The sequence below is a fragment of the Paenibacillus sp. FSL R5-0486 genome (assembly GCF_037975155.1).
GTDB classification, from domain to species: domain Bacteria; phylum Bacillota; class Bacilli; order Paenibacillales; family Paenibacillaceae; genus Paenibacillus; species Paenibacillus amylolyticus.
In genome coordinates, this window is sequence record NZ_CP150237.1 from 214,484 (window position 1) to 239,771 (window position 25,288).

23 protein-coding genes are annotated in these 25,288 nt (G+C 45.8%); 15 read left to right on the forward strand and 8 right to left on the reverse strand.

Features of this window, described 5'->3' with window-relative positions; all coding sequences use genetic code 11:
- Positions 1-3 precede the first annotated feature (3 nt).
- The 6 genes from MKY01_RS01025 to MKY01_RS01050 all read left to right on the forward strand — a co-directional run bounded on the left by MKY01_RS01025 (position 4) and on the right by MKY01_RS01050 (position 5,507).
- On the forward strand, positions 4-141 hold the full coding sequence (locus MKY01_RS01025) for a hypothetical protein (RefSeq protein WP_339285014.1): 138 nt from the start codon (positions 4-6) through the stop codon (positions 139-141).
- 46 nt (positions 142-187) lie between these two features.
- Entirely contained in the window at positions 188-829 is a 642-nt protein-coding gene (locus MKY01_RS01030; protein ID WP_339285016.1) for a polysaccharide deacetylase family protein, read from the forward strand.
- A gap of 148 nt (positions 830-977) precedes the next feature.
- The gene (locus tag MKY01_RS01035) at positions 978-2,231 is read left to right on the forward strand and encodes a mechanosensitive ion channel domain-containing protein (protein ID WP_221822323.1); all 1,254 of its coding nucleotides are present in this window, start codon (positions 978-980) and stop codon (positions 2,229-2,231) included.
- Between the two features lie 380 nt (positions 2,232-2,611).
- On the forward strand, positions 2,612-3,061 hold the full coding sequence (locus MKY01_RS01040; protein WP_339285018.1) for a hypothetical protein: 450 nt from the start codon (positions 2,612-2,614) through the stop codon (positions 3,059-3,061).
- Positions 3,062-3,242: 181 nt separating this feature from the next.
- Complete coding sequence (locus MKY01_RS01045) at positions 3,243-4,487, forward strand: macrolide family glycosyltransferase (protein WP_339285019.1); 1,245 nt, start codon at positions 3,243-3,245, stop codon at positions 4,485-4,487.
- 165 nt (positions 4,488-4,652) lie between these two features.
- Positions 4,653-5,507: an aldo/keto reductase gene (locus MKY01_RS01050; RefSeq protein ID WP_339285021.1), complete on the forward strand. Its 855-nt coding sequence runs from the start codon at positions 4,653-4,655 to the stop codon at positions 5,505-5,507.
- Positions 5,508-5,624: 117 nt separating this feature from the next.
- On the opposite strand, the gene MKY01_RS01055 is transcribed toward MKY01_RS01050, so the two are convergent.
- Positions 5,625-8,798 (reverse strand): alpha-mannosidase, encoded by a 3,174-nt coding sequence (locus MKY01_RS01055; RefSeq protein WP_127546385.1) that lies wholly within the window; start codon positions 8,796-8,798, stop codon positions 5,625-5,627.
- A gap of 199 nt (positions 8,799-8,997) precedes the next feature.
- Between MKY01_RS01055 and MKY01_RS01060 the strand changes: the two genes are divergently transcribed.
- A complete protein-coding gene (locus tag MKY01_RS01060; protein WP_127546388.1) occupies positions 8,998-9,939 on the forward strand; it encodes an AraC family transcriptional regulator in 942 nt (313 codons plus the stop codon).
- Positions 9,940-10,062: 123 nt separating this feature from the next.
- Here the strand turns inward: MKY01_RS01060 and MKY01_RS01065 are convergent, their stop codons facing one another.
- From MKY01_RS01065 to MKY01_RS01095, 7 genes are all read right to left on the reverse strand, one after another.
- A complete protein-coding gene (locus MKY01_RS01065; protein ID WP_036616278.1) occupies positions 10,063-10,746 on the reverse strand; it encodes an ABC transporter ATP-binding protein in 684 nt (227 codons plus the stop codon).
- Entirely contained in the window at positions 10,746-11,867 is a 1,122-nt protein-coding gene (locus tag MKY01_RS01070; protein WP_127546391.1) for an ABC transporter permease, read from the reverse strand. The genes MKY01_RS01065 and MKY01_RS01070 overlap by 1 nt, the downstream gene beginning before the upstream one ends.
- Before the next feature lie 123 nt (positions 11,868-11,990).
- Positions 11,991-12,557, reverse strand: coding sequence for a TetR/AcrR family transcriptional regulator (locus MKY01_RS01075; RefSeq protein WP_127546394.1), 567 nt, complete (start codon positions 12,555-12,557; stop codon positions 11,991-11,993).
- A 306-nt stretch (positions 12,558-12,863) separates the two neighbouring features.
- The gene (pdxA, locus tag MKY01_RS01080) at positions 12,864-13,865 is read right to left on the reverse strand and encodes a 4-hydroxythreonine-4-phosphate dehydrogenase PdxA (protein ID WP_047841480.1); all 1,002 of its coding nucleotides are present in this window, start codon (positions 13,863-13,865) and stop codon (positions 12,864-12,866) included.
- Complete coding sequence (locus MKY01_RS01085) at positions 13,862-15,157, reverse strand: four-carbon acid sugar kinase family protein (protein ID WP_339285025.1); 1,296 nt, start codon at positions 15,155-15,157, stop codon at positions 13,862-13,864. Before MKY01_RS01085 ends, pdxA begins: the two co-directional genes overlap by 4 nt.
- 95 nt (positions 15,158-15,252) lie before the next feature.
- On the reverse strand, positions 15,253-16,239 hold the full coding sequence (locus MKY01_RS01090; protein ID WP_036616292.1) for a 2-keto-3-deoxygluconate permease: 987 nt from the start codon (positions 16,237-16,239) through the stop codon (positions 15,253-15,255).
- Positions 16,240-16,406: 167 nt separating this feature from the next.
- The gene (locus MKY01_RS01095) at positions 16,407-18,089 is read right to left on the reverse strand and encodes a PrpR N-terminal domain-containing protein (RefSeq protein WP_339285027.1); all 1,683 of its coding nucleotides are present in this window, start codon (positions 18,087-18,089) and stop codon (positions 16,407-16,409) included.
- Between the two features lie 228 nt (positions 18,090-18,317).
- Here MKY01_RS01095 and MKY01_RS01100 point away from each other — a divergent pair, with 228 nt between their 5' ends.
- From MKY01_RS01100 to MKY01_RS01135, 8 genes are all read left to right on the forward strand, one after another.
- Positions 18,318-18,536, forward strand: a complete 219-nt coding sequence (locus MKY01_RS01100) for a hypothetical protein (RefSeq protein ID WP_100526457.1) — start codon at positions 18,318-18,320, stop codon at positions 18,534-18,536.
- 306 nt (positions 18,537-18,842) lie between these two features.
- On the forward strand, positions 18,843-19,547 hold the full coding sequence (locus tag MKY01_RS01105; RefSeq protein WP_282319720.1) for a PspA/IM30 family protein: 705 nt from the start codon (positions 18,843-18,845) through the stop codon (positions 19,545-19,547).
- 36 nt (positions 19,548-19,583) lie between these two features.
- On the forward strand, positions 19,584-20,615 hold the full coding sequence (locus MKY01_RS01110) for a TFIIB-type zinc ribbon-containing protein (RefSeq protein WP_339285030.1): 1,032 nt from the start codon (positions 19,584-19,586) through the stop codon (positions 20,613-20,615).
- Positions 20,612-21,412: a TPM domain-containing protein gene (locus tag MKY01_RS01115; RefSeq protein WP_339285032.1), complete on the forward strand. Its 801-nt coding sequence runs from the start codon at positions 20,612-20,614 to the stop codon at positions 21,410-21,412. Before MKY01_RS01110 ends, MKY01_RS01115 begins: the two co-directional genes overlap by 4 nt.
- 78 nt (positions 21,413-21,490) lie before the next feature.
- Positions 21,491-22,534: an SPFH domain-containing protein gene (locus tag MKY01_RS01120; protein ID WP_339285034.1), complete on the forward strand. Its 1,044-nt coding sequence runs from the start codon at positions 21,491-21,493 to the stop codon at positions 22,532-22,534.
- A 189-nt stretch (positions 22,535-22,723) separates the two neighbouring features.
- Positions 22,724-22,951 carry a DUF896 domain-containing protein gene (locus tag MKY01_RS01125; RefSeq protein WP_339287056.1) on the forward strand — a complete coding sequence of 76 codons (228 nt, stop codon included), beginning with the start codon at positions 22,724-22,726 and terminating at the stop codon, positions 22,949-22,951.
- An 86-nt stretch (positions 22,952-23,037) separates the two neighbouring features.
- The gene (locus MKY01_RS01130) at positions 23,038-23,994 is read left to right on the forward strand and encodes a ring-cleaving dioxygenase (protein WP_339285036.1); all 957 of its coding nucleotides are present in this window, start codon (positions 23,038-23,040) and stop codon (positions 23,992-23,994) included.
- A 201-nt stretch (positions 23,995-24,195) separates the two neighbouring features.
- Positions 24,196-25,284 carry a low temperature requirement protein A gene (locus MKY01_RS01135; RefSeq protein ID WP_339285038.1) on the forward strand — a complete coding sequence of 363 codons (1,089 nt, stop codon included), beginning with the start codon at positions 24,196-24,198 and terminating at the stop codon, positions 25,282-25,284.
- Positions 25,285-25,288 lie beyond the last annotated feature (4 nt).

Sequence of the window (25,288 nt, forward strand, 5' to 3'; positions counted from 1 at the left end):
CTGGTGGCTGGACTGGAGGACGTGGCGGTAGAAGGGCTTGCTGTTCGCTCTCTGTACTCTCTTTCTGGTGGATATCGGCTGATTCAGGATTTCGCAAGGTGTGATCTCTGGACTGGACCGGAGCCTGTGGTCATGGAATAATAAGGGGGTATGTAGCCAGGCAGTTGCAGAGAGGGGTCATTATAGTATGGTCAATATCGCGATGGTAGAGCAGGAGTCTGTTCGGGAAAAGGTTGTGGCGTTCACGTTTGATGATGGGCCGCATCCGGTCTATACACCTCAAGTGCTTGAGATATTCCGGCGTGCCGGTGGGCAGGCGACGTTTTTCATGATTGGCCAAGAGATAGAGAACCACCCGGAGATTGCGGTGGAGGTGCATCGTGAAGGGCATGAGATTGCCAACCATACGTACACGCATCCAGATCTGACCAAGTTGACGCTGGAGGAAGCCGGGGAGGAGCTGCAACGCGCAGAAAATCTTGTTCAAGAAGTTACGGGGCAACCTGCCCGCTGCTTCCGCCCGCCGTATTTTGGCGTAAACGATGATATACTGTCTCTGGCGGCGGAGCGTGGATATCGGACGATTGGTGCGGTGAACGGTGATGCGAGGGATTGGGACAATCCCGGTGTTGAGCACATTCTGGAGCATACCCGGTCTGCGGCGAAACCTGGCAGCGTGCTCATATTCCATGACGGGTACGGGGATCGTTCCCAGACGGTGGAGGCGGTTCGTGTGCTGGTGGAGGAACTGGTCGCGGAAGGGTACCGTTTGGTGACGGTGAGTGAGTTGTTAGACATTTCTCGTGATCATGATATAAAGACGACATAATTAAGTGGACCCATCATTCTTTGAATGACAGGGTCTTTTTTTAATATATATAATACATAGGAAGAATGAAGTGGAGGCACAAACTTTGCTTGCCCTCTCAAACTACTTTATAATAATAGGCTAAACTAGATTATGTCAGGAGGAAACAATGGACTTTATCAGAAATCAACTAGAAGAACTCGGCATGAGTGGACCCTCCATTGGTTATCTTTCAAACATCATTATGATTATTTTTATAGCAGTGATCTCGATATTGGCGAATGTGATTGCTAAGCGAGTGGTACTGAAGACGGTCCATCGTATCGTAAGTAACAACCGTTTCAAGTGGGGCCATATTGTGGTTCAGAAAAATTTATTTCAGAAGCTGTCGCATCTTGTGCCAGCCATTATAATCTATTATTCTGCTTATATTTTCTCGCCCTATCAGGCCATAATTGAAAAATCAGCAATGACCTATATGATTGTAATCATGATTACGGTTCTGAATGCTCTGCTGAATGTATTCGATGATATCTATCGTACCTATGAGGTGTCGAAGATTCGCCCAATCAAGAGTTACATTCAGGTAGCCAAGATTGTCCTGTTCATTATCGGGGGTATTATCGTCATCTCCAGCCTGATCGGACAGAACCCGCTCATTATCCTTAGTGGACTTGGGGCGTTATCGGCGGTATTAATGCTCGTATTCAAAGACTCGATCCTGGGCCTCGTGGCGGGTGTACAGCTATCGTCGAACGATATGGTGCGCGTTGGTGACTGGATCGAGATGCCAAAGTATAATGCGGACGGTGACGTCATCGACATTACATTAAACACGGTAAAGGTTATGAATTTTGATAAAACGATTACGATGATTCCAAGCTACGCCCTCATTTCGGATTCGTTCCGTAACTGGAGAGGCATGCAGGTGTCCGGCGGCAGAAGGATTAAGCGGAGTATTTATATTGATATCAGCAGTATCCGTTTTTGTACGGAAGAGATGGTGGCTGAATTTGAGAAAATCCACTACCTGACTGATTATGTCACGGCAAAATTGAAAGAAATTCAAGCGTACAACATGGAGCACCAGGTCAACACTGAAAGCAACGTGAACGGCAGACAGCTCACAAACGTTGGTGTGTTCCGGGAATATATCCATCAATATTTGAGGAACCATCCAAAAATCAATAAAGATATGACGATGATTGTGCGACAATTAGCACCGGAAGATCGCGGGCTGCCTTTGGAAATCTATGCATTCAGCAATGATATTAACTGGGGTGTATATGAGAACGTTCAGGCGGATATCTTTGACCATATCTTCGCGGTGGCGTCAACATTTGGACTACGGGCCTTCCAGAATCCAACCGGACATGACATTGTGCAACTGAAAGAGGATAAGCAATATGCGCGAGAGTACTAAGAAGATTTATTAAAATAGATGTGACGGCCACCATATTGGTGGTCGTTTTTACGTTTGGATGCCCTCCATTTCGGCCACGGGTGAGGATACGTGGAGTCTTAACAAGTTGGCTAATTTTAAAATCACAGGAACACATCCAAATGTTTTATTTATGAGACTGACGGCACAGTTCTGGAATCGGGATCAAATACAGTTAGCAAAACAGAATTACTGTAAAAACAAGTAGACAATACATATATTTTTCATTATATTATAATTAATTCCATATTTTGAAAGGAGTGATTTGGAGCTTTTTCTGATCAGGCGTGTCTATGAACGAGGGAAAAGCATGAATTCTCTTTGGCGTGCTAACTTTTCAAAAGAAATGGAGGGAGAATGAAATGAAGAAAACATTGTATTCTGCTATTATGATAACGCTTTTATCAGGATCGATTGTGGGTACGGCCTTGGCGGATAATTACGAGTCGAATGACACTTTGAGCAGCGCGTATAAAATCCCAACGCAAACGGTGGCCACTCCCTACGGTCCGGCTTACTGGGGTGGAAGTGCTTGGTCTTATCTATCATCCCCGACAGATGTAGACTACTTTACATTGAGAGGGCATGGCAAATCTGTCGTGCTGGGTTCTCCTTCCGGCTATGATTACGATCTGTACGCCTATGACAGCGCTGGAAATTTGGTTGCTTCTTCTACGAATACGTCAGGAGCGGATACAGTTCTTGTCGACTACAATAATGTATATTTTAAAGTGATAAGCAAAGATGGACGATACAGCGATACCGATGCTTACAGCGTAACCTTTTATAAAAGGGATGTCTGGGTGCCGTGACCAGCTCGTGAGAGTAAAAAACGTTAGGTATCGTAGACTTTAATGCTTCCGTCTCATGAATAGGAACTCTACCGCCTCAATGAGGTAGTAGAGTTTTATTTATTCAAGCCAATGGTCTGGAAGAATGGGTTACCATATCCCCCACTTGAGTGCATTGGAAAATTTAATGGAGGTGAGTGCCGTGGCACGTGTATTAGTTGTGATGATCCCTGCAGAAGGCCATATCAATCCGTCGCTTGGATTAATCAAGGAACTGGTAGAGAACGGTGATGAAGTGGTTTACTGTTGTACCGAAAAATACCGGACGAAGATTGATGCGTTAGGCGCACAATTTAAGGCCTATTCCTTCAACGAGGCAACCCTGCTCAACAACCCTGGTATGAAGCCATTTGAACTCAAGCATCCTTACCAATTTTTATATATGATATTGGCAAAAGTTATTCAACGGTTTATTCCAGATGTTCTGAATCTGATCGAACTTGAAACCTACGATTATATCATTTTTGACTCCATCATAGGCTGGGGAGGACAAATTCTAGGTGAGAAGTTAGGTATACCAACGGTATGCTCAACCAGCACCTTTGTTTTTGTGGAGCCTCTTGGATCAGACAATCAACTGAATGATGATACGGAGGAGGTCAAGGAGCTATATAATAGCATCGTGGAAATGTCCCAGCAAATAGCTTCCCAGTTCGATGTGGCTGTACCTTCCCTGGCGGAACTTTCAGGGCATTCAGGACAACTGAAGATTGTCTATACAAGTCGTTATTTTCAACCCATGGGGGACAAGCTGGACGACAGCTTTGTGTTCACCGGCCCATCCATTATCCCACGCAAGGATGCGCCAGCTTTTGCAAATGAATCTCTGCATGCTCTTTATAAGCAGGTCGTTTATATTTCGATGGGAACCATTTTAAATAAAGATCTTGATTTTTATAAGCTTTGCTTTACGGCCTTTCGTAATTTGCCTGTGCAGTTTATATTATCTTCTGGGAAGGATACCGATATAGAGCCCATTGCTGATCTCATTCCTGACAATTTCATCATAAGACCCTATGTCCCTCAATTGGAAGTGTTGCAGTGTGTAGATGCTTTTCTAACACATGCAGGCATGAACAGTACCAGCGAAGCTTTGTATTACAATGTACCATTAATCATGCTTCCGTTAACATCGGATCAGCCGCGTGTAGCAGGCCGGGTACAGGAGTTGGGAGCAGGGGTCATCGTGGACAAAAATAACCTTACACCCGATGTGCTTAGAAACGCAGTATTAGAAGTGCTCGGTAATGCCTCCTACAAGGAGCATGCTGAGGTTATTGGGAAAACGTTACGCGATGCTGGCGGGTATAAGCAGGCTGCTATGGCTATTAAGAACTTTATAGGCAATCAACCGATATCGGCCACGCCCATCTCTTCGTTTGAATGAAAAGGAGAGCGTTCTTCATGAGAGCTAGAAGAGGAAGCCGTCACCCGACTAAAACGGAGTGGTGACTTCCAATTGATTCAAGCGCGTATGGAGGGGTAGATAAACGGAGAGGGGCATTATTTTTACCATATTGTTCGTATACCTTTTGCAAAGGAGAGTCTTCAGATGAATCATCAAATTCCGGAATATACATTGAACGATGGCTTGAAAGTGCCTGCAATTGGATTTGGTACCTATAGTTTAAAAGGTGAAGAAGGCGTTGAATCGATCGCGTCCGCAATGGATACGGGTTATCGATTAATTGATACGGCGTATAACTATGAGAATGAGGCAACGGTGGGCAGAGCAATCAAACAAAGCTCCATCGCCAGAGAAGAACTGCTCATTTCCTCGAAGCTGCCGGGGCGTTATCACGCTCATGATAAAGCACTTGTGGCGATCCAGGAATCCCTGTACAGAGCGGATCTGGATTATTACGACCTGTATCTGATTCACTGGCCCAATCCGAAAAAGGACATGTATGTCGAGGCCTGGCAAGCACTGATCGAAGCCAAAAAACGTGGATATATCCGATCCATTGGAGTCAGCAACTTCCTGCCTGAGCACAATGATCGGCTGATTAAGGAAACGGGGATAGCGCCGAGTCTGAATCAGATTGAGCTGCATCCGTTCTTTGACCAAGCCGATCAGCGGGAACAGGATAAAAAGCATGGCATCGTGAACGAATCCTGGAGTCCGATTGGACGTGGCAATGATGCCGTACAGGATATTCTGAAGGATGAGAACATTCTTCGGATTGCGGAAACGCATGGCAAAACGCCAACCCAGATCATTCTGCGCTGGCATGTTCAACTGGGTTCCATTCCCATTCCGAAAGCCGGCTCCTTGCAGCATCAACAGGAAAATATCGATATATTCGATTTTGAGTTGAGCACAGAAGAGATGCAGGTCATCTCTGTATTTAATCGTCCAGATGGACGTTTGTGGGATCAGGACCCAAGCGAGTACGAAGAATTTTAAAGAACGACAAATGAAGGGCTGCTCTCATGTCAGATATGACAGGAGGCAGCCCTTTATTGCTTTATTGTTGAAGCATATTAAGCAATGTTGCAGTTTTTCATGTTGCGTAATTTCTGTTTACTGTTCAGCAGGGATACGGAAGGTCAGAATCTCATACGGTTTGATATCAAAAGAAATTCGACCATTTTTCATGGCGCATTCCGCTTCGTTATTCTCGAGCAAATCACACGCGTACGCCGTAGCACCTGCTCCCTCAGGCAATTGCAGGGAAGCACGGCTGCGGCGGCCATGTGCTTCGTAGACTCGGATGATCATATCATCGTTGTTCTCGGCTTTTTTGATAACCTCCAGCACGACATTATCCTGATCGACCGATGCAATTGACCATGTTCCCGGCAACGTACCGGTTTGCGGACTTACTTCACGGGCAACCAGCGGACGGTTGAGATCATAAGCAGCTTGGATGACACGTCCTTCACGGAAGTCGCCCTGATGCGGATAGAGCGCGTAGGTGAATACGTGCTGCTCTTTGTCGGCATTTTCATTCGGGTACGTTGCGCTCTTGATCAGCGACAGTCGCATCACCGAGTTATGAATATCATATCCGTATTTGCAGTCGTTCAGCAGAGCAACACCGTACCCGTTCTCCGCCAGATCGGCCCACTTCTGCCCGCATACTTCAAACCGGGCTTGATCCCAGCTCGTATTACGGTGGGTAGCACGCTCAACGTTGCCGTACTGGATTTCGTAGACGGCCTTTTCACTCCAGATATCCAGCGGGAAAGCGGCTTTCAGCAGCAAATGCTCCTGCTTCCAATCCACAAACGTACGGAAATCAATCCGGCGCGTGTGCGCATAGAAGATGATCGTCTGCTCAATGACCGAGTCCAGGAACTGTCGCTTCACTTGAAGCACGGAACGTACCGGCCCACTTTCAACCCACTCCAGCGACTGCAGGTCATTAATCTCCCACATATGCTGTTCATAATAATCGTCAATGTTCCATGCCTCGTATTCCGCAGGTCGATCCTCGAACACTTGCAGCACGTTACCACGCTTGCCAGACTGAAGCAGCTCACGGCCCTCCAGCTTGTCCCATACGGATGTGAACTCGGCACTTTCATTCAGGTGAATATCGTACCAAGGTGTATGGATGTGGCGCCGATCTGCTTCCCACTGTGCAACCGATACGCCCGCAACAAGCTCGTCTGTCAGATCTGGTGTAATTCGGAAGGATTTATACCCGGATGCAGGCACGTTCTCTGCAAGGAATACAAGTCCGCCTTCGGGAGTCCGCTGGCTTGGTACAGGGCGATCTCCATCATAGACGGTTACTTTTCTCGCAAAAGCAGGCAGTTCAACCACATCCGTCCGTACAAATCCGGTCGTGTTGAATACTACAATGGCTTCGCCATCAGATGTAATTTGGCTTGCAATGCCGTTCAGCGCACTGTCTTTCAGCTCATCCGTGACACGCAGAACTTCTTCATATTGCTCCTTGGAATCCACATATACCTGCTCAATGGAGCTGCCCGGGAGAATATCATGGAACTGGTTCAGCATCGTCAGCTTCCATGCATGCTCCAGTGCATCGGTTGGATAGGCCGCCTGTGCATTCGCCTGACGATGAATCATGGCATACAGCTCGGCATCGGCCAGCGCAAATTCACTATGACGGTTGTACCGTTTGTTACGCGCCATGGAAGTATAGGTACCCCGGTGATACTCCAGATACAGCTCACCCGACCAGCGAGGAACGGAAGGAACATCAGCCAGATTTTGCTCCAGCTTCTCGAAAAACTCGCGTACAAAGGTACGTTTCACCGCAGGTACACCCGGCAATCCGACATCAAGTCGTCTGCCATGCTCCAGCATCTCTTCGGTTGGTCCGCCGCCGCCATCTCCGAATCCGAAACATTGCAGGACATCTGCATTGATGTTTTTGTTCTGGTATCGTTGCCACGTGCCTTTCACTTGCGAAGCATTAAATCGTCCATTATAGGTCGTTTCGAAGCGACGCTGCCTGAAATCAGGGTGTTTGTCATAGTCTGTTGCTGTGATAAAGTGGGTCAGGACCTCTGATCCGTCGATTCCTTTCCAGTACATCGTATCGTTTGGAATTTGGTTTGTATCATTCCAGGCAATTTTGGTTGTCATAAAATAATCAATGCCGCTCTTGCGCATAATCTGCGGCATAGCTGCACTATAACCAAATACATCCGGCAACCAGAGCACACGGTTCTCCACACCGAATTCTTCCTTGAAGAAACGTTTCCCGTATATAATCTGACGAATCATGGATTCACCCGAGATCAGGTTACAATCGGCTTCCAGCCACATTGAACCTTCCGCTTCCCAGCGGCCTTCGGCCACCTTTTCTTTGATTTTTTCATATAGGGACGGGTAGTCTGCTTTCAGGTATGCATACAGCTGGGGCTGAGAGGACATAAAGGTATACTCCGGGAACTTGTCCATCAGATACAATACACTCGCGAAGCTACGAATGACCTTCTCCCGAGTCTGATCCAGCGTCCACAGCCATGCCACATCGATATGCGTGTGTCCGATACAGTGCACGGTAGGGATGTGGTCAAAGGCAGGGCGGATATCACCATAGACATGATCTTGCAGATATCGGCGCGCTTCCAGTACCGACGCATGGAATTCTGCACTGTTTTCCTGACGCAAATCCAGCAAATTCACGGCTTTATTCAGATGTTCGACCAACTTCAGGCGCTCCAGATCATCCTCACGCAACAGATCCGCAGCATCCAGCGCAGCCTTGAGATCGTAATACAAATCGGAGACTTGCTGATGATGCTCGGCGATATATACATTTAGAAAAACATCCGCAGCAGACGTACTGCAATACGCATATAATGCCAGTTCGAATTCATCACCTTTTGCCGCAGCGGGTGTCAGGTCAATTTCCGTATGGTTCACGTCTAGACCGCAGATCAGTTCCCCATTGAGGAATGCTAAGAATTGCGGATTATCGTAATTCCAGATGTCATCAGCACCAGTAACGATGGTACACACGACCTTTTTTCCTTCCAGATGATCCGGAATTCGAATGCGGGTTTTAAAGCAGCTGTGTACATCTTTGCCACCCCAGCCATCACCCTTACGGAATACGTTCCAGGAGGAAGGGTCCTCATGCACCAGTTCCCAGGAGTGGTATCCACTTTCTTTATGATAAAGCTCAGGGATATATGTCTTTGAGGTTAGTCGTGCACGTTCCAAGTGTTTCACAATGGTATGGATTCGAGTATATAAGGAATTCATTTTCATGTTGGTTTCCCACCTTGGTTTGTAGTAAGTACAGGCTGTAGTCGTTGTTGGAGTGATAATACTGCAAGCGCTAACATATCAACTCTATCATAACAAAAGAGAAATGGGCGAAACTATGTATTGTATGCTGAAAATAACGTCTTTTTATTGCATTTCATGCTAAAATAAAATCATTAGAATCAGGATAGGGGACATGTCCATGACACCATCGGTTTTGGCATACGAGCAAGGATATGCGATCCATGTGAACCAGCCTGGAGATTCACTTTTTTATCATCTGGATTATGACGAGCGCTCCCATGAACTGAATATGGAATTTCAGCATTTCCATGATTTCTATGAAATCTGTATTCTTCTGGATCGAACAGCTGCGCACATCATTGAAGGCAGTTTATATGAGATCCAGCCTCTGGATATCGTTCTGCTGCGGCCTTCATTGCTGCATAAAACGCAATATCCGAAGGGTGCTCCGCCGAAACGATTGATGATTACCTTTGCCATGCCACGTAATACACCTGGTCTTGAGAGCGGTTACACAGAGCTGTTTTCGATTTTTAATAAACCGGTCCCGATATTCCGATTTACAGAAGAAAGACGCAAGGAAGTCCTCGCGCCGATCAATGATATTTTTGCTATATCGCAGCAGCCTTCTGTCCTTCAATCGGTTATGATTCATAGCAAGTTCGTGGAGTTTCTCTGTGCTCTTCATCGTTACTCACCAGAGAACGGGTATGTGCGTGAAGAGACTGGATCAGCGATGTCCAGGCGCATGTATGCCATTGCCTCTTATATTCACAGCCATTATCAGCAGGATTTATCTTTGGACGAGGTATCCAAGCGCTTTTATGTAAGTGCCCATCACTTGTCTCGCCAATTCAATAAGGTTACCGGCTTCACCTTCACAGAGTACGTGCAGATGACCCGTATTCGGAATGCCCAGCAAATGCTGCTGAATTCGAGTGAGAAAATCACAGATATTGCTGCACAGTGTGGGTTCACAAGCTTTTCCCAGTTCAATCGCATCTTCAACAAACAGAACGGAATGTCACCAAGTGCATATCGCCGAAGCAGACGTTCGCAGAGCGAGCGTGAAGTTATACTTGTGGGTGAGAGACCCGAACCACTTGGGAGCCTAGAGTGAGTGGGACGAGGAGAGTGATGGACAGACCTAAAATCTACTTAACATGTTACTCTTTTCTGAATAGAAGCTTTTTATAAAAGAAAGAATAGAGAAGAGAAATGGTATATTGTTTGGTCCATATATTTACGATTCAGCTAGGGACAAACCGCCATCATACATCCGATATACTCTGTCACAATATTCAAGCATACGCTCATCATGGGTAACCATAATGGCCGCCTTTTGGCGTGATTTCACTTCTTGCGCGATTAGACTAACCACTTCATGGGCTCGTTTGGTATCCAAACTGGCGGTTGGTTCATCGGCTAAGATGATGTTGGGATTATTCATTAAAGAACGAGCAATGGCTGTCCGTTGTTTCTCACCACCGGATAACTCTTCGGGAAAACTTTTTAACTTCAAACCCAGCCCCAGTTCTTCCAGCAGCTTGGAGGCAAATGCCTTATCCTCTTTTTTAATCGTCCCGGTCATCCTTTTTACAACTAGCAGTTGATCCAGAACATTTAGATAGGGAACTAGATTTGAAGATTGCATAATAAATCCAACTTCTTGCAGCCTTATATTAGATAGCTCTTTCTCCGTAAGCTTCGAAATATGATTTCCGTTTAGTTGAATATCTCCTTCGGAGGCTTTCAGCATGGCCCCAGCAATAGATAAGAATGTACTTTTACCAGAACCAGAAGGTCCGACTACAGCAACAAACTCCCCCGGTTCCACGGATATGGATACATGATCAAGCGCGGTGATCCGATTGTTTCCTTCGGCATAATACATGGTGACTTCCCGCATGTGCAGTCCCTTACTCATTATTCAACCCTCCCGAGCGCCTTAAGCGGATCAATCTTAGTAATTTTGCGAACAGATACCAGTGAACTTAACATAGCAATAACCAGCAAGATAATAGAATAATTGAAGACAAGACTGGTTTCCAGCTTAAATGGCATTCCTTTTGGCATAATTGCTGCTGTCCCATAAGTTAGCAAGATTCCAACAACAATACTAGTCAGCGAAAGTACAAACACTTGCGAGATAATGGCTTTTCCCAAGAAACGGTTACTAGCGCCTATCGCTTTCATAATGCCAAACTGGTTGGTTTTTTGCATCGTAATGACATAGAAGAATACCCCGAGTACAAATGCAGAGATCGCGAGTAGAAATGCAAGCATCATTAGAATCGTACCGTTCTCTTCTTTGTATCCTGGCATTCCTTGTACAGCTGCTGCTCGGGTAACTGTATCTGTGCTGGATAACTCTTTATTTATAGCTTCTGGATCAATATTCTCGCCTTGTAACATGATCGCATTAACCGGTCCGGCAATTCCTTTATCTGAACTTGGAGCCGCGAAGGCAATCTTCCGCCATTCAGCCATTGGGGTAAATACGGATGCAACGTGGTTATACGTCTGATTCTCCACATATCCGATAATTGTCAAGGATTCAGTCGTTCCATCCAGTTGAAACGTGTCCCCAAGTTGATAGCCCTCATCTTTCATGGTTGAATTCACCACGACACCCGTAGGGTTCTCGGAAGACAGGCTTTTACCTTCTACAATAGCTGGTTCCAAAAAGCTTCCTGGGTCAATTCCTATAATCGCTATATCGACTTTATCTTCATTCTTGGTACTCGTCTCTTTCATTGCTGTTGCCATCGTACTTCCCATAGGGGATGCAGCATCCACATTAGGAAGTTGTTCCGCCTTCGCCACCAGTTGATCTGACAGCAGTGACTTGCTCATGGAAGACTGAGCTCCTTCTTCAAAGATGACATAATCAGCCTTCATGGTCTTGAATGTTGATGCGGCTAGCGTAGATAATCCATTTCCCAGACCGGATAAAATAAATACCAACCAAGCCATTAGTACGAAGATAATGATAATCATCAAAAACTTCATTTTATTATGCATTAACTCCTTCATCGCTAAAAACATGTTCTGTTCAACTCCTTCTCTATCTTTTTTTGACACAAGTGTCAATTTAGATGCGCGGCCACGTGGTCTTCATTATTAAACGATATAAATGACACTTGTGTCAAATTAAAGCCAAGAATAAAGTTAGCTCTTGGCTCCTCCGATCCACATTTGGAACAGCAGCTTTCCCCAATCAGGCGTAGGGATATTTAGCATATTAGGCGTATTAATTAAGTTAAAAAAAACACCAATAAGTACAGGTAGAGGAATATCTTGTCGCAGGGCTTGATCCTGCTGAGCGCGTTCAAACAAGCGTGATAATTGAATTTTTAGGGTCTTATGTGCTTCCTCAATAAATTCAAGATCTCTCGTTGCCGCAGCAGAATTAGTTGTATTAATTTTACTGGCATCTCCCAGAAGTTGATGGAGCGTAGATTCTTCTGCGTAGATCAGAAGCAGTTGCTCAAGAGCATCCATTGGATCTGTCTCATCAATGGCTAATGAATTCTCTAATACGGTTGATATGGAGCGCTTCATACAAGCAGCAACAATCTCTTCTTTATTAGAGTAATACTGATATATCGTGCTTCGGGCTCCGGACAGATGCTGTGAGAGCAGCTTGAGATGAAAACCGTCATAGCCATGCTCAAGTACTAATTTTTTAGTTGTGTCCAGTAGCTCTGTTTCAGTAAAAGATTGTTTTCGTCCCATTAAATCTCTTCCTTTTTATCATTTAAAATCGGTGTGAACTTCACGTAATCGATGTGTACTGCAGGTCTACAGGAGTTCTCCACTTTACTTGCTTATTATGATCAGTTTAGCATATGTTTGATGGCCATAATACCAACCAAGACTCTTGGTCTGAATAAATGGGTGGACGATATACAAAAAGGCAAACCCTTGAACTTACAGAGGGTTTGCCTTTTTCCTTCTATTTATCGAATACCGAATATATACCGATACGAATACAATTGATCTTACGATCAGACTCACGCATGTACCGAATAAATCTTGATGTTATCCTCGATCCTTCGGCGCCAGCTCAATAGCAGAGCGGATGGCAGCCAGCATGCTTTTATCATCGGCGATATTTTTACCAGCGATATCGAAGGCTGTACCGTGGTCAACAGACGTACGGATGATACCGCCTTTCAGACCAACGGTGATGTTCACGCCTTCTTCAATGCCCATTACTTTGATCGGTGCATGGCCTTGGTCGTGATAGCAGGCTACGACGATATCGAAGTCACCTCGACCAGCGCGGAAGAAGAGTGTGTCCGCCGGGAGTGGACCAACGACGTTAATGCCTTCCTGCTGTGCACGTTCGATACCGGGCTGAAGCTTCTCTTCTTCTTCTCCATTACCGAACAAGCCGTTCTCTCCAGCATGAGGATTGATTCCGCATACGGCAACGCGCGGATTCTCAAAGCCTGCTTTTTTCAACGTATCATGAGCAAGCTTCACGACGGTGTAGGTTCTTTCCGGGTTAATACTTGCAATGGCATCGATCAGACCCATGTGTGTTGTCAGGTGAATAACGCGCAGATTCGGCGTGGTCAGCATCATCGAGAAGTCTTGTGTATCCGTCAGGTCTGCCAGAATCTCGGTGTGCCCCGGATACAGGTGCCCGCCCTGATGAAGAGCTTCCTTGTTCAATGGCGCGGTGCAGATGGAGTGAATCTGCTGTTTTTTGGCAAGATCAATGGCTTTGGCGAGAAACTGGAATGCTGCATCTCCAGCCACGGCAGATACTTTACCGTATTCCAGATCCGCAGGAACGAGGTTCAGATCAATCACATCCACAGTACCGAATTCATACTTGGCTTCAGAAGGCTCTTGAATCGCGTTAACGTTCAGACTTGAACCGATGACAGGCAACACACGCTCCAGAATCTTTGCATCACCGATAACGAGTGGATTGCACTGATTGTACATCTCTTGATGACCCAGTGCTTTCATAATAATCTCCGGTCCAATACCTGCTGCGTCGCCCATCGTAATTCCAATTGTAGGTTTCATACGAGAATACCCCCTTTTAATTTTTGAATCGCATGGATAAAGACATCCGGTTTACCGAATCCGCCTGCTTTGGTAATCACATGCAGATCATCAATCCCTATAAACTTGGAGATCGGCACGCCGATTTCAAGCTCATCCAGCAACTCGAAGCCGCTAATATTCCATTTCAGACAGATTTGTTTTGCTGTATCGCCACCGGTCATGGATACCCCTTTGAACAATCCCTCTTCCAGCAGTCTGGCACAGATCTCACCCATCGCAAGTACAATCTCGTTGCTGACTTCCGTGTGATTGAGACCACGAATTTCGCCCGTTGCTCGTGCCAGTTCGATATCCACCTGTTCAGCGGTGGAGTAGAGGACAACATCTTGTCCTTCCAGCGCTTTGTCTCGAACCTCGTTATATACACGTTCCATCTCTTCCGCGCGGTCTGCGGTTGCGGATACCGCTTTGAAAGAATGGAAGGAGACTGAAGCTACGCGGGACTTGCGCATCAAGCGATGCAGCTGCTCTCGGGAGTTTTTGTTCACGCTGCCAACCACCGTTAGGATTGGACCGGGATTCTCCGGGATATCAAGTGACGAAGCCCTGGATTCCAACTCGTAATGTGCGGGGAGGTAATTGGCAATGCCCGCCGAACCTGCCCAAGTAAAGGTATACTCCAACTCGCGAGTCATCTGCAGGATCAGTTCCAGATGGCGTTCTTCAGTGGAGTCCACCATCACATACGGAATGTTATTTGTTTTCAGCTGCTCCAGCTTGGTGCGAATATGATTCTGCCCGGCTTCCAGATCGGCGACGGTGATCTCGCCAACTTCGTACTTGGTCTGTTGTTTCAACAAGTCCGGAAGGTAGGAAATCGTTACAGGTGTCTTCGGATCATGGGCAATTTCAGTATCTGCCAGCGGAACGCCGTTCAGGTAATGGATTCCTTCCAATATCGTCCGGTTATTTTTTGGATAACCCGGGGCAATCATCATAAAGTCCGGCTTTACGACATCATATACAGCATCAATCTCGATGCCGATATTACCACGCATGGTGGAGTCCATTTTTTTGAAAATCGTCTCAAATCCGTTGTTCGTCAGCAATTCAGCAGCCTGATATACACGGTCATAGGCTTCCTGCGAGGATATGGAACGACTATCTGTATCAAAGACAACGGCATCGTAACGTGTAAGAGGTCCTTCATCTATATTAAAAAGAACACTGGTCTTCAAGCCGTGACGGGCAAGCTGCACCCCGCTGTCATTGGCACCGGTCAAATCATCTGCAATAATGGCTAATTTCATGCAGTCATCCCTCCTTGTAAGCACAATTTAATAAAAAGTCTGTTCAGATCATCCATTAAGCACAGATTAAGCACATTAAATCAGGTGATACCCATTTATGTGGTTGGTCGTTGATTGTATTTCTCGACTCCGCCTGATTTCTCCAGTCGTTTGGAGAGGAACCCGATGAAGATCGGCAACAGGATGGCTGTTGTTACAACGCTCGCTGCAATTTGTACCGTAGCAATCTCGGCAATCGGGCCAAATGAAGCATTAGCAGCCACGATGGCAGCAGGTGTACCTACGGCATTCCCGGCTGTTGAACCTTCGGAAGCACCCACGATGGGGTTCCAGCCGATGGCTTTAAAGAGCAGGAAACCGATTCCGCCCGTTAATAACACGGTTAACACACCCAGTAAAATTCCGCTAAGACCACCTTGAATGATGGAGGAGAAGCTAATGTTCATACCCAGAGCAAATGCAAAGAACGGAACAAGTTTGTCACTGCCTTTATGCAGCCATTCCGCCAGATTGCGGTCCAGATTACCAATAATGACACCAACGATGAGCGGAAGCAATACCGCGACAAAGGCCATAGGGGAAAACATACCGTTTGCAAAACCCATCGCACCAAAGATGGAGAGCGCTACCATGGTCAGGAAAGGACCATCACTGAGAGCCAGGAAAGGGTAGGCTGCTTTGTCATCTTCTTTCCCGTATTGGCCGGCGAGAGCAATGTACAAACCGCCATTAGAGTTAGTCATCGCAGCAATAATCGCAAGCGGGGCCAGACCGAGAAATAACCCGTTTGAATCCGCGAACAAAATAGCGATAAAACCAAGGGCTGCACCAATCACCCATTTGAACGTAAGCAAGGTCAAACCTTTGCCGACAGAGGAACCTGCTGTTTTAAACGTAATCTGTGTACCCGCAATGAACAGGAACAGGGCAATCAACGTACTGGCACTGTTAACAAAAAGTGCTTCCGTGAATCCGCCAATGCGCAGGGCATTCGGGAAGAATGTATTAATGGTTGCACCAAGTAACAGGGGAACGACCATCATACCGCCAGGGATGCGATCTAAAGTTGCTTTAATGTTCATAGTAGTAGCTCCTTATGAAGTAATCGTTTTTATGAAGCGCTTGCAGGGATTATATTATCCCATATCGTTTAATATAGCAACAATAAATTATTGTTAAATTTTAAATACGCTGTTAACTGTTTAAAAATGCAACACATAAAAGCGATAAAAAAGACGCAAACTTAAAGTTAATCTTTAAGTTTACGCCATAATGTGGCCCGGTTAATCCCCAGACGCTCTGCGGCCTTTGATTGATTGTTATTTTCCTCCTGAAGCACGAACTGAATAACTTCTTTCTCAATCTCCTTCAGCGTACCGTTCAACTTCATTGGGCTTGAAGAAGGTTGCTGATCCAGCAAGCGGGACAAGGTAGCCGTGGTGATTACATAATCTTGTTCGTTGAGTGCAGCCTGCTTGATCAGATGTTTCAGCTGGTTGACATTCATATGTGTGATCTGATCTTGGATCAGCTGTAGAGCATCTTCTTTGATTCTCACCGCAGTAGTTCCGTATTTGTGGTAGTAATCCGTCAGGAAATGCTGCATCAGTGGAGCCAGATCCTCTGGTCTATCCGCAAGATTTGGCATCATGATTGTATTAAGCTCCAGATCAAGTGACCACTGCGGGTTCATTATCTGTTCCCCGAGTATAAACACCCCAATCTGATTTTGAAGGCAGTTCTGGATAAAGGCGAGCAACTCCGGATCTTCCATACGTGTTTCCATTTGGTTAATCTCTACATTTCTAACCTTGGCGAGTGGTATCTTGTGCAAATGACCGGGCGGAACTTGCGAGAGATCCATCTGTAATAAGAGTCCGCCACCTGAGTACATCTGATGAATATGTTTGACCAGAAAAGATTTACCGGAATCTGCTTCACCCCGCAGATAGATCGGTTCATGATTCTCGTAGTGTGCCCGAATGTTCTGTAATACCGCCTGCATGGCAGGGGATTCGGCAACGATAGGCTCCATCGATGCGTCCGTAAACGTTGTTATGCCGAATTGTGCAAAGGCATAGGGTTGTCCTTTTTCCAGCATATATACCTTGTAGTTCTTGTTGTCCAGGGTCGTTTCATAGGCGTTAACCGTGAGCTGGTAATCGTCCACCATGAACACATTTTGGATCTGGGATTGATGGAACTCCAGGCTGGTGTTGGTCAGATATATGTGATTATCGGTTAGCGGATTTTTCTCAAAATCGGTCAGGTTCTCGAATACAACTTCATTCCGTTCATTTAAAATAAGTAAATTGGGATGTTCCCGTGTAACCAGGTCATTCAGGATGATCGATATCGCATGATTTTTGCTCAAATAACGGTAGACCAGCTGTGCATCCTCCATCGCTCTAAGGATGGATTCCTGGCCAGATTGGATTAACAACCCCTCCAGACCATAGGTCTTCGCAGTGTTGACGGTGATCACATCTCCGACAATCTGTCGGTACCCGGAAGCTTTCAACTCCAAGAGTAATCGTGCCACATCTTCCGAGCTATGTATGGTATAGACCTTGAGGGGCAGATCCATCAGATCAATAATGGATTGTGCACCAGAGGTGATGTTGGAGAAGCCAACAATAGCTGTTTGGCCGTTAAACTGGCTTGCCAGTGTAAGTGAACGAATCATATCATAGCCCGATAACTGCACATCAATGACGGGAATGGTCACTGCTTTTTTAATGAGTTGGGCGGTTCCGCCGCGGCTGATGATAATCTCTGCACCATTTTTCTCAGCTTGAGTTGCTAATTCCACACCGTTTGCCAAGTCGCCCACGTCCGTCTGAATGGCTAACTGGGGAAAACGAGGAATGCACTCTTGTATGATAGGAATCATCGATTCGTAGGGAGCAATAAAGTGAACTCGTGTACGCATAATTTTCCTGCCTTTATAGAAAACTTTGATCCCCTTATTATAGCCAACTTGCGAAGGAATGGCACCTATGGGGGAACCAGCCCTGTTGTATCTGCAAAATGCCTGTGTGTTATGCCTTCATAACTCTCCGAGTGGAATGTGATGAAGTACACTGAATCGAATCGTTATGTATTTCAAAATTAATGCATAATTGCACAAGATAAGTATAGAGAAATGAGGAGATTTCATATGGGAGACATTCATAAAGTAGCTGAGCCGGATCACATCATTAAGGATGTTGTCGGGAAGTTCCCGTGCAGGGTGCTGTGGAGTGAGGGCCGCCCATGCTTGGAGTATCAGGGGGAAGAGGATGTGGCGTTAATAACCGAATACGTCCATAAAACGTATAATGTTGAACTATTGGATGTGTTTTTCACAGCGGTGGAAAGCCTTCCGGTCGAGCCGTAGTTAGGTAGGGATTTGTGGATTGCGGGCAAAGGACTAAAACTCATAATACCGATCCAAATCGGATCGCAGAGGAAAGTGTGCTGTTCATTAAAGGACTGTGATTGAGGAAGAATGATACTGATAATTATGAGTGATTTTTTTTGATTATAAGGCGACACTATAAGTGCTCGTCTTTTCTTATATTACGTTTTTATAGTACGGATTTGGATCGTAGTAACTCCACTTGCCATCGTGAAATGTGAAACGTATGTGGGCGTATTCATGTATTATAGTATACATATGAACTTTTCGGAGGAGGAACAAGTAATGGGAATCTTATCGAGGTTTAGAGACGTGATGAAGGCCAATGTGAACCACATGTTGTCTCGGGCGGAAGACCCGGAGAAAAGTGTGAATGAATATATGCGCAGCCTGAGCAGTGATCTGGGTCAGGTGAAGGCTGAAACGGCAGCGGTGCTGTCGGATGAGAGCCGTGCGAAGCGAGCATTCGATGAGTGCAGCACCGAGGTCAAGAAGTTACAGCGGTATGCGGAAAAATCGACGGAGTCGGGAGACGAAGACAAGGCACGTGGTTTTCTGGAGAAGAAAGTGAAGCTAGCTGACAAATTGAACGAATTACAGGTTGCCTATGAACGTGCTTCTGCCAAAGCGAAGATGATGAAACATATGAATGATAAACTCGTTGCAGATCTGGGGAAATTGGAGGCGCGGCATGCAGAACTGAAAGGTCGCATCGCAGATGCAAAGGCGCAGCAACAGGCCAACGAACGGAATGCATCTGCGGGCAGAGCTGATGCTACATTGAAGGCCATGGAAGACAAGGCGAATCAGGCGCTGAACGAAGCAGAGGCTTTGGCAGAACTTCGTGCTGGGGCACAGGAAGATGATTTGGACGAATTAATTGCCCAGTTGGAGAGGGACATGAACGCAGATGCGGGTAATAATGAGAGTGCGTCGCCAAGTGCAGAGGAAGAACTCGCAGCGATTCAGGAAAAGCTGAAGAATAAGTAATACGTTACACCATTTCGTTAACATTGAGGTGAGCAGATGCCGGTTATTGAATATAAATGTCCAAACTGCGGCAGTGGTATGATCTTTGACAGTGTGTCAGGTGCATTATCCTGTCCCAGCTGCGGCCGCGAGGACAACATAGAGCAGATCCCCGATCCCTTGAAGAGACAAGTATTCACCGAAAATGAGGTCAAAGAATACCACTGTAACAGCTGCGGAGCTGACATTGTGACAGAACCGGAGACCAGTGCGACGACATGCAGTTTCTGCGGTGCAGCGGTTGTACTCAGTGATCGGCTGACAGGCAATCTGGCCCCCGCGATGGTGATTCCCTTTTCTATTAACAAGGATCAAGCCAAGCAGGCTTTCAAAAAGTGGTGCAAAAACGGCCTTTTAACGCCAAGTGGCTTCATGTCCGCCGATCGGATTCAGAGCATTACCGGCATGTACGTGCCGTTCTGGTTGTACGAGTTACATAACAAAATCGAAGTGCATGGTCGTGGCACCAAGGTCAGATCCTACACCCAGGGCGACTACCATTACACGGAAACACAGCATTTCGATATATACCGCAGAATTCGGCTGAATTACGTGAATCTGCCCATCGATGCATCGGAGAAAATGAAGGATGAACTGATGGATAAGCTGGAGCCTTTCCCATATAACCAGCTGAAATTGTTCAAGACCCCGTATCTGGCGGGGTACATTGCGGAAAAATACAGTTATACGGACGAGGAACTTTTTCCACGGGCCAAGGATAAAACGAGATCGTACATTGATTCTTATATTGCCTCAACTGTATCCGGATATACCAGCGTGAGCTACACGGACAAACAGATTGATACTACGCTCAAAAATGCAGACTATGTGCTGCTCCCGGTGTGGATGGTCAACTATGACTACAATCGGGCACAGTATACCTTTGCCATGAATGGTCAGACAGGGAAAGTGGTCGGCAAACCACCGATCAGCAAAGCCAAAGTGGCAGGATGGTTCGCAGGGGTATCAGCGGTCTCGTTGTTGTCACTGAAGCTGATTTCCTGGATGATGGGAGGTGGATTCTTATGAGAAAAAGAACCCCTCTGGCCGTGATGGCTACGCTCATTTTACTTATGATCACCCTTGTTGCTCCGTTGATTCCCATGTCATCGGTATCCGCAGCGGAGAGCAAAAATCTCATCTACGATGAGGCCAACCTGCTGAGTGAGCAGGAGATAAGTGAATTGAATCTACTTGCGAATCAGTATGGTGCGGAACGGCAGACGGATTTTGTAATCTATACCTCCAATAACGAGGAGCATAAAAGTGAAAAACTGCTTACCGAAGACTTTTATGACGATCAGGGATTTGGTTACGATAAAACGCATGGAAACGCAGTTATTCTTACAATAGACATGTACAATCGGAAGATGTATCTGGCTGGTTTTCACAAAGGGGAAGAGTACATCGATAATGGCAGAGCCGATAAAATTACGGCCAAAATTGCCCCAGATGTATCGGATGGAAAATATAGATTGGCTTTTGAAAAATATCTGGAGCTCTCCTACGAATATATGGATCTTAAGCCCGGGGTAAACCCGGATAATATCCTCTTCAATACGTGGTTTCAACTTGCTGTATCCGGGGCAATCGGAGGAATTGTAGTTGGTGTAATGACCCATCGTTCTGGAGGACGTGTCACGGTCAATCGTGCGACTTATGAGGATTCCAGTAACTCCAGTGTAATTGATCGTCAGGATCGGTACATTCGTACAACGGTCACCAAACACAAGATTGAGAAGAACAATAACAACGGTGGCGGAGGAGGCGGCGGAGGCACCACCCAAGGTGGCCATTCCCATAGCGGTAGCAGCCGATCTTTCTAGCATCACGGACATTCGCAATAACTTAATGCAGGCATGTTGGGTACACAATGCTTACTAATAGAAGGGATGGGAATTAGTATGGGATTTTTTAGAAATCAGTTTTCGAATGTGGTGGAATGGGAAGAATTCAGAGATGACATGATATTTTGGAAGTGGAGTAACCGAGAGATCAAGAAGGGGAGTAAACTCATCATCCGTTCCGGTCAGGACGCCATTTTCCTGAATAACGGTAAAGTGGAAGGCATTTTCGAGGACGAAGGATCATTTAATATCGATTCCGAGATCATTCCATTTCTTTCTACATTAAAAGGATTCAAATTTGGATTCAACAGCGGCATGCGGGTCGAAGTCTTGTTTGTAAATACAAAAGAGTTCACCGTTCGGTGGGGCACACAAAGTCCGGTGTTGATTCCAACACCACAACTCCCGGGCGGGATGCCGATTCGGGCGAACGGTACATTTAATTTTAAAGTAAGTGACTATGTCACCCTGATTGATAAGATTGCAGGCATCAAGCAGAGTTATCTGGTGGAGGATGTCAAAATCCGAATCACTTCCGTTCTGGATCAGCTTCTGATGAAGTGGATTAGCCGCGAAGGGAAGGATATGTTCAACCTGCAGGCCAACGCATCGGATATTGCCAAAGGTATTCAGGAAGATCTGGATATGCAGATGATGGACATCGGCATTGGGATTACCGGTTTCCAGGTGATGAGCTTCAATTATCCAAAAGAGATTCAGGATATGATTACAAAGACCGCTTCGCATGAGATGATTGGTAATCTGCAAAAGTATCAGCAGGTGAGTATGACAGACGGTATCTCATCCGGTAAAGTACAGGGCGGCGGCGCGGCCTCAGATATGGCTGGTATGATGATGGGTATGAACATGGCCAATGAAATGATGAAGAACATGAACCAGAATCAAGGCCAAAACCAGAACAATAATTCCAATTCGTCTCAGAATCAGAATAACGATCAGAAACCAGCGGGAAATAGCAACGGTGGTTCAAATACATCTTCATCTACAGAAGGCAACAAGAAGCCAAACTTCTGCCCGAACTGTGGAGCCAAAAATGAAGGAGCCAACTTCTGTCCAAATTGTGGTCAAAAGCTGGGCTAATCAAATAAATACATGTAGGGCTAGTCCAGCAGTGGTTGAGTTATTGCGGAGCTAGCCCTTTTTAATTTTGATAAAAGAGTTGACAACAGATCACAAATCATTTATCTTTAACTTAAGATATTTAATTTAAATATAAATAGCAACCCAAACAAATATCTTTAATCCATTACACAAGGAGAGATCAAGATGATGATCCCAACATTGACCAGAATAAATGAACTTTCAAGAAAAGCCAAAGAGGGCGGATTGACGGAGATGGAGAAAGAGGAACAGGTTCGTCTTCGCCAGGAATATCTGCAAACTTTTCGCGGTTCGGTCAACGACATTCTGCTGAATGCAACCATCTATGATCCCAACGGCGATGACGTGACTCCTGATAAATTGAAACAAAAACAGGCCAATCAAAATAACAACTAGAGTATAATTCGCTAGATCATATATCTTAATTTAAAGATAATACAAACTTACTATAAATCACTTACCAAACCAAGGAGGAAATAATCATGACTATTCAAACAGCAGGTATTCACCATATTACAGCTTTCGCAGGAGATCCACAGGCCAACGTTGATTTTTATGCCGGAGTTCTTGGACTTCGTCTGGTGAAAAAAACAATCAACTTCGATGCACCTGATGTATATCATCTGTATTTTGGCGATGAACACGGAAGCCCAGGTACCATCATTACCTTCTTCCCATCCGCTGGATCACCACGGGGCAAAATTGGCGGAGGTCAGGTCGGCATCACTTCCTATGTCATTCCTCCTGGGTCGATTGGCTTCTGGCAGAACCGGCTGGAACAGTATAACATTGAGGTAACCAAAACAAGTCGTTTCAATGAAGACCTGCTTCAATTCGAAGATAGCGAAGGCCTACGGCTTGAGCTTGTTGAACGTGAAGAAGGAGCAACCAGCACTTGGGCACACGAAGGGATTCCAACAGATAAAGCGATCAAAGGCTTCGGTGGTGCTGTCCTGTTCAGTGTTAATCCGCAAAGAACGATGGATGCTCTTGAGAAAATCATGGGATTTGTCAGAGTGAGTGAAAATGAAGAGTATGCCCGTTTCCGGTCCAGCGGGGATATCGGTAATGTTGTAGATGTTCCAGTGACCCGCATACCTCTGGGTATGGGCGGCGCAGGAACCGTGCACCATATTGCATGGCGCGCAAAAGACGATGAGGAGCATGCACAGTGGAGCGAAGCTGTACGTGATTACGGGTATCAACCGACTCCTGTTCGGGATCGTCAGTATTTTAACGCAATCTACTTCAGAGAAGCTGGCGGCATTCTGTTCGAAATTGCTACAGATCCTCCGGGCTTTGCCAAAGATGAACCTGCTGATTCGCTTGGACAAAAATTGATGCTGCCTGAGTGGTTTGAGAAATACCGGCCTCAAATTGAGGACAATCTGCAACCGATTGAAGTAAGAACACTCGCACCTGCTACAGCTGCGAATTAATAAGAGTTCTATTAGAAAAAACCTGAAAACGAAGCGTTCGCCTAAAAGCTTTCTGAAAGAAAGCTACATCGGAAGCATATGCTATCCCCGGATTTTCCCTTAGGAAAAGGGAATCAAAAAAATCTGGGGATAACAGCGATTGAAGGGTTACTCGTCATCGAAGTGTATGTGTAAATGAAAAACCTAAAGGAGCAACGAAGGATGATGGAGAAAAAGGTTACCTGGCTGGAGCTGTTTTACGATCTGCTCTTTGTAGCAGCGGTCGCCAAAGCGGGTCATGTCTTGTTGCATGCCGAACATGGAGTAATTACGTTTGAATATTTAATGAAGTTTGTGCTTATTTTTATCCCTGTTTGGTGGGCATGGGTCGGTCAGACCTTGTTTATTAACCGCTATGGTCAAGATATCCTGATCCATCGAATATTCCTCATCCTTCAGCTTCTGTCCGTTATGGTCATGACGGCAAGCCTCTCTACCCATTTTGACCAATACTACCTGTCCTTCTTCATTGGATATATCGGCTCACGGGCATTTACGGCGATTCAGTATCTGACGGCTCACAAGTCAAAAGGCGAGCATCAGCAGCAAGCGGCTCGTTACTTGGGTATCTGTTTCCTTATTGGCATATTGATCTCATCAGGTTCATTGTTCTTCGATTCCTGGTTACGCTACGTGATTTTGTATGCGGGGATTGCTGTGGACATTGTGCTTCCGCTGATCGGACGCAAAAATCTGGTGAAGGTACCGGTTCAGACCCATCACTTGTTGGAACGTTTCGCGCTCTTTACACTTATCCTGCTGGGTGAATCCGTGGTAAGCATTATCGCTGTGCTGCAAGCCGATCACTGGGATATGAAATCCATTCTGTTTGCCGCCTTTACGTCCATATTTGTCATTGCGATGTGGTGGCAGTACTTCGACAACGTGGAGAAAAAGGTCAGCAAAGAGATCCAGACTGCCGGGCAAGCGATCATATACGGCCATCTGTTCATCTACATCTCCATGAGTATGATCGCTGCTTCAATTCAGCTGTTATATCAGAATCAGTTAAACTATGTGTTCATGCTAGGGTTTGTATTTGGATCAACGCTGTTATATTTCTTGTCAACTTCCCTTGTGTTTCATCGCTACAGACACGCACATCTACGACTCCGGCCACGTCATCTGGCAGTCATGGTGGGGTTACTGGTGGCATTTGTCCTTGTTGATCTGGTCTACCGGGTTCCTGCTTATGTGATCATGGGCGAAGACATGTTATTCTTCTTGGTGTATGCGAAACTTACGACTTAATATG